This is a genomic window from Candidatus Cloacimonadota bacterium, assembly GCA_016932035.1.
Taxonomy (GTDB): domain Bacteria; phylum Cloacimonadota; class Cloacimonadia; order JGIOTU-2; family JGIOTU-2; genus Celaenobacter.
Map to the genome: position 1 here is coordinate 1 of JAFGDR010000056.1, position 6,481 is coordinate 6,481.

The window sequence follows — 6,481 nt, forward strand, 5'->3', positions numbered from 1 at the left end:
AGAACAAAGCCGGCAATCAATGGATAATTATAAGTCTTACTGGATAGATTTATCTCAGTTAAGATATAATATCTGCTTCATACAATTTCTAGTATTTCACAGTCCTGTTGGGAAGTTGAGCACTTCGTAGAATCGAGGAAAAAATCTGATGTCAAGTGATTACACACAGATCCTTTTAGACAGCATTGGTGTACCTACGGTAGTGATCGATACCAGTAACTTCAAAATTGTGCTTGCAAACAAGGCTGCAAAAGCCCATATTGGTGGAAAATATCCGGCATCTGAGTCATTGTCATGTTATCATCTTTTTCCTGAGAAAGATGGCTTATGTGATCAAAAAACATGCCTGATCAGGCAGGCAATATCAACAAAAGCGCCTGTAAGGATCACGCGTAGCCGTTATGAGAACGGTATTGAATCATTTTATGATATTGTTGTAACGCCTATTTTTAACACGACCGGTGAAATATCACAGGCCACCATGACAATCTATGATATAACGAATATTATAAAAACTGAAGAATCATCGGAATTATTCCGTTACCTGATCGATAAATCAAATGATGGGTTATTAATTGTAGATCCACAAACTGGCTGCTTTCTGGACGTAAATAAAAAAATCTGCACCGATCTTGGATATACCCGTAAAGAACTCCTGAATATGAGGCTCTTAGACATCAAAACTGAAATACCGGAAGGCTGGTCATTTGATAAAATTGTAGATGAAACCCGTGAAAAAAAGTATACGGTGATCGAAGGATCGTACAGGCGCAAAGACAATTCAATCATGCCTGTAGAGATGAGCCTCAGATTTTTAACCCATGAAAAAAAGAAATGTATGGTATGTATAGTACGCGATATTTCCAGACGCAAGAAGGCTGAGAAAATCCTGCACGAGCAAAAAGAATTTGCTGCTAGTCTGGTTCGCTATTCCACGGTTCCGACTTTTGTCATAGACTCACAGCATAAGATACTTCACTGGAACAAAGCTTCTGAAGAACTCACAGGTATTGACGCATCTGACATTGTTAACACTGACCGATTTTATATATCCGACAATCCGTCCCTTGCAGATGTGGTTGTCAGCAGGGAACTTGATGAAAAGATAAAACGTGATAAGAGATATGTCCGCTCCACATATGTATCCAATGGCCTGCATTCTGAGAACTGGGTTCCAAATCTGGGTGGAAAGAAAAGATACGTACTCTTTGATGCTTCTCCTATCTACAACAGTAAGAACGAATTAGTTGCGGCTCTGGAAACAATGCAGGACATTACAGAACAAAAGCATGCAGAGCAGCTTCTCAAACGAAAGCTTGAAATCGAAAAGTCAATAGCTGCTGTTTCTTCTTTGTTTGTTGCCCCCACTGACATTGATGCTGCTATTAATGCTGCCCTTGATGAAATTGGCAGGCTATGTGGGGCCAGCAGGAGTTATGTTTTCCTGTTCCGTGAAACTAATACCGTACTGGCCAATACGCACGAATGGTGCGATGAAGGAGTGGAATCCCAGAAAGAGAAGCGTCAGAACCTTAATGTCAACAAGTATCACTGGTGGATGGCCAAACTTTACAATGACGAGACTATTCAGATCAATGATGTTTCCTCACTGCCACCCGAGGCATCGGCTGAGAAAAAAACACTTGAAATGCAGAACATAAAGTCTCTTCTGGTTCTTCCCATGTATTCCAAAGGAGAGCTCATGGGTTATGTTGGACTGGACAATGTGGTAAATACCGGCGACTGGAGTGAAGACAATATCAATGTTCTTCACATGGTGTCAGGCGTGATCGGGATGGCTATTAACCGAAAGCGTTCAGAAGAAGCTCACAGGAAAAGCGAAGAACGTTTCCGCAGTCTGTTTGAGAATTTGCCGATACCAATCATGGAGAAGGATTTCTCCGAAGTCAAGACCTACATTGAGAACTTGATCAGGACTGAACATATAGATGACTTCGAAGCATATCTGGATCAACACCCGGAGATAAAAAAACACTGTTCAGGACTTGTAAAAATCATTGATGTAAATCAGGCTGCCATCAAATTGCATGGTGCAAGTGACAAAAATGAATTAATAGCAAATCTGGGGAAGACGCTTACAAGGAAATCCTATGAGGTGTTCAGTAAAGAGCTACTGGCGATTTATCACGGTGAGACTAAGGTTGAATCTGATGGGGGCATACAAACCCTTGGTGGCGTGCCACGAGAAACTGTGATTCACTGGACCGTATCCCCGGGGCATGAAAAAACCCTTTCCAGAGTACTTTTTTCTCTCATTGACATCACAGAGCGCAAGCGGGCTGAGGAAGAACTTATAAAAAGTGAAAAACGTTTCCGAGATCTGTTTGAAAACATACCGGTGGCGATTCTGGAAGAGGATTTCTCAGGTGTCAAAACTTACATTGAGACTTTAATTAGGAACGAGCATATTGATGACCTCGAAGCGTATCTGGTGCAGCACCCGGATGTAGTTTCCAGGTGTGCAGGATTGATGAAGATACTCGATGTAAACCAGGCTGCCCTTGAACTGCATGAGGCAGGTAGCAAAAGTGAATTGCTGGAAAACATAGAGAAGACTTTTTCAGATCAATCCTATGAGACGTTCTCTAAAGAACTGGTTGCAATTCTGAACGGTGAAACACAAATGAAAACCGATGCATTCGTGCAAACCCTGAGTGGGATGCCACGAGAAGTTGTGGTTCACTGGTCTGTTTTCCCGGGTCATGAAAAAAGCCTTTCCAGAATTCTTGTTTCTCTCATTGACATCACAGAGCGCAAACGGGCAGAGGAAGAACTCTTTGCTGCTCACCAGAAGCTAATGGATATCATTGAGTTCCTTCCGGATGCCACATTTGTCCTGGATTCTGAACAGAAAGTGATTGCATGGAACCACACCCTTGAAGAAATGACCGGGATAAAGAAGGAAGAGATTCTCGGAAAAGGCGATTATTCTTATGCTGTCCCATTCTATGGAGAACGTAGGCCTATGTTAATCGACCTCTTATTTGATTTTAAAGTTGAGTCCGAACAGCAATATAATTTTGTGAAAAAGGAGGGGAATATCCTCTACGCTGAAAATTATGTTCCCTATATATATGAAGGAAAAGGTGCCGACTTGTGGATTGTATCTTCACCTCTATTAGATAGTAGTGGAAACCAGATCGGAGCCATTGAATCGATCCGCAATGTCACTGAACGCAAGCAGGCTGAGGATGATCTAAAAATATATGCCGAAGAACTCCAGCATTCGAATGAACTCAAAGACCTATTCACTGATATCATGCATCATGACCTGTTAAATCCTGCCGGGGTTGTCAAGGGATATACCGAAATACTGCTTAATATAGAAGAAAATAAGAATAAACGTCAGTACCTTGAGATAATTGAAAGGAATAACGAAAAGCTCATCAGCATCATTGAAAGGGCATCCAATTATGCAAAACTGGCATCTATTGAAGACCTTGAATTTGAAAAGAGGGATATTGCATTTTTCTTAAAGGGAGTGATCGAAAATCTCAGACCCAATCTTGAGGATAAAAAAATGGCAATTGAGTTTGAAGTCCACGGCGAATATTGTGCAAATGTCAATCCTGTAATTGAGGAGGTATTTTCAAATCTTTTATGCAATGCTATCAAGTACAGTCCAAAAGGGAGCAGGATAATTGTGAACATCGTTGATGCTGGCAATGAATGGAAAGTAACTGTAACCGACTTTGGGGAGGGTATATCGGATGAAGATAAATCAATGCTTTTCGAGCGTTTCAGGCGTGTGAAGAATAATGCTGTGAAAGGAACAGGTCTTGGTCTTGCGATTGTCAAAAGATTGACCTCTCTGCACGGTGGCAGGGTTGGTGTTGAGGATAACCCAAAAGGACAGGGAAGTGTATTCTGGGTGACTGTGAAAAAAGCGTAATCATTTTTACACTGTTTTTAACTATCAACAATATTATTAAGTATGTAACTACTTATAACATAATGTGGCTGTGAACAGATCACAAGTTGCAGCTATAGGGGATCCCGGGGTGTATGTGGGTTCCGTTTGCCTGGACTGCTAAGTGTGAATTGAGTGCGATCGAATTAATAATATGGGAGTGGCTATGAAAGAATTTATTAGAAAAGATTCTTCAAAAATTGCTATTGTTGGGTTACTTATTATTGCGTGCATACTTTTAATCTATTATTTTCATTTTTTCTTAAAAACTGACGTTATCTTTACGCATCTTTTTTATATACCAATCATTCTTGCAAGTCTATGGTGGTTGCGTAAGGGGATTGCAGTTGCAGTATTTCTTGCCTTGATATTGCTAATTTCACACATTTTGAGTCATCTTGGGACGCCCATATGGACAGATGCGGCACGTGCATCCATGTTTCTCATTGTTGGTGTACTGGTTGTCGTTTTGAACCAGGAAAGGTTGATGCTTCTGGATAAAATGCAGTCATATACAGACATATTGGAAAAGCAGTTGGAAAAATTCAGGTCTGAGATTATAGAATTACAGGAGAAACAGCAGGCAATCCTGAACAACATAAATGATGTAATCATTGTTATGGACAATAATTTGAATATCACCTGGGCAAACAGGATCGCGGTAGAGCAATATGGGGATATTCTTGGAAAAAAATGCTACGAATCATTTGAATGGCTTGGTGAGCCGTGTTCCGACTGTACTGCAAAGGAAGCTTTCATGGACGGCGAAGTCAAATCGATGGTAAAGGACATAGTTCTAAAAAATGGAACCCAGCTTAATTTAATAGTCACCTGCTCGCCTATCAGGGACCGTGATGGTACGATAACTTCTGTTGTCGAGATATTCCATGATATCAGTGAATATAAGTGGGCTGAGGATGAGATACGTAAACTTACGGATAACCTTGAACATGTAATAGAGCGCACAGCAGATCTGAAAGAAAAGTATGGTGAACTTGAGCACCTGAATACACTCTTTGTGGGAAGGGAAGACCGAATGTTAGAATTCAAACAACGAATATCAGAACTAGAGAAAGAGATAGAGCAATTCAAAAAAGGAGGAAAATAATGATGAATTGTCATGTTACGAACAACTATGGAAAATGCGTTTTGGTCCGTCCGTAACATTATCTTTAACAAAAAGTTCAATTGCCCGGTATATTTATAATATAATGAATATAGATATTAACATAAGTTTGTAGAAGGAAGATAATAGACAAAATGACAAATATTTTCATAATGCTGGTGCACTATCTGAAATTATAATAAATGGATCCATAGCTTGAAAATCTTGCATTGGACCAACCAAAAAATAAGGTATTAGTGATTTCTTGATAAATCAAAGTTGATGTATATGGTGGTAATCGGGTCATCTGGAAATAATTCTGCTGGAGACAAATATCATGAAAAAATTAGATGATCATAGTATTTTCAAAATGATCATTCTTGGATTGATGCTATCCATCTGTACACTAACCACCTATTATTTTCATTTTATCTTAAAAAGCGAAGTTATCTTTACGCATCTTTTTTATATACCAATCATTCTTGCAAGCCTATGGTGGTCACGTAAGGGTGCAGTGGTTGGTTTATTCCTTGCCCTTATGCTGGTAATTTCGAACCTTATGAACCCGGATATGCCATATATATGGTCAAATGTGGTTCGTGGAATAATGTTTGTTTTTGTGGGGCGTTTGGTGGATGCCCTGCATCTAAGGAATTTAATACTTATAGACTCACTGAACCGGAGTCAGGAGTACCAGAATAAGCTTATCAATCATTCCAATGCCTCAATTATTGTCTGGGATCCTGATATTAAGATCACCCGGGTTAACAAGGCTTTTGAGCATATTACTGGTTATACTGCTGATGAGGTCAACGGTAAGGAAATCTGCATCTTGTTTTCTAAAGCAACGCAAAAAGAATCGCTGAAAAAGATTGAAGGCACCTTGAACAGTGAATATATGGAAGCTGTAGAGATCCCGTTTACCTGCAAAGATGGAGCTACTCGCCTGATGCTCTGCAACCTGGCGAATGTTTATGAAGAAGATGGAACAACCGTCCTGTCAACCATTGCCCAGTGTATAGATATCACGGAACGTAGGCGGGCTGTGGAAGCGTTGCGCAAAGAAAAAGAATTCAGCGAAAACCTCGTTCAAACCTCTCCAACCTTCTTTGTTGCCATCAACTCCGAAGGCAAGACCATCATGATGAATAATGCAATGCTCCAGGCTCTCGGGTACACCCTGGAAGAGGTTGTGGATAAAGATTACCTGGCAACTGTTGTTCCGGAGTCAAACCGTCCCATGCTCTCAAAAGTGTTTGATGAGATCATTTCTTTGAGGAAACCTACATTAAATGAAAATCTCGTTCTGACCAAGGATGGCAGGGAAATTCTTGTAGAATGGCATGGAAGACCTGTATTTATAGTTAAGAACATAATATTTTTGACTTATTTTCTTTGCACAGGAAATTTTCAATCCATTTTTTTGCAAAGCTCAGCTTTGAAGA

At 40.1% G+C, this 6,481-nt stretch carries 3 protein-coding genes; all 3 read left to right on the forward strand.

What is annotated here, in order from left to right; all coding sequences use genetic code 11:
- The first annotated feature begins 148 nt into the window (after positions 1-148).
- Positions 149-3,913, forward strand: a complete 3,765-nt coding sequence (locus JW794_09385) for a PAS domain S-box protein (GenBank protein ID MBN2018323.1) — start codon at positions 149-151, stop codon at positions 3,911-3,913.
- Between the two features lie 184 nt (positions 3,914-4,097).
- Positions 4,098-5,039: a PAS domain-containing protein gene (locus JW794_09390; protein ID MBN2018324.1), complete on the forward strand. Its 942-nt coding sequence runs from the start codon at positions 4,098-4,100 to the stop codon at positions 5,037-5,039.
- A gap of 334 nt (positions 5,040-5,373) precedes the next feature.
- A partial coding sequence (locus JW794_09395) for a PAS domain-containing protein (GenBank protein MBN2018325.1) occupies positions 5,374-6,481 on the forward strand: 1,108 nt, incomplete at its 3' end.